The sequence below is a fragment of the Ligilactobacillus sp. MP3 genome, from assembly GCF_024436335.1.
Classification (GTDB): Bacteria; Bacillota; Bacilli; order Lactobacillales; family Lactobacillaceae; genus Ligilactobacillus; species Ligilactobacillus salivarius.
The window spans coordinates 1-220 of the sequence record NZ_JANFQI010000047.1 but is presented as its reverse complement, the minus strand read 5'-3'; the positions used below and the strand labels follow the sequence as shown (position 1 = coordinate 220).

Genomic DNA, 220 nt, shown 5'->3' with positions numbered 1-220 from the left:
TAGATTACCTTTTTCATCTCGGTACTCTATTGTTCTTGTTACCACGTTGTCTCTAGTAACTGTTTCATGTTTATGCTTCAAATGAATTGTTACCACGTTACTTTCATCGGTACCATTTTCTGGGAAGGTGTAATCCGTTGGATTTCCTGCTACTTCCTCATAATTTTCTGGTACTTCTGGGGTAACCTTTACGGTTTCTCCTGTCTTGCCAGATATATCG

The 220-nt window shown here is 39.1% G+C and carries 1 protein-coding gene; it reads right to left on the bottom strand.

Annotated features, from left to right (window positions below; genetic code table 11):
• The coding region (locus NOU10_RS09375) for a hypothetical protein (RefSeq protein WP_255906668.1) at positions 1–220 on the bottom strand (220 nt) is incomplete at both ends.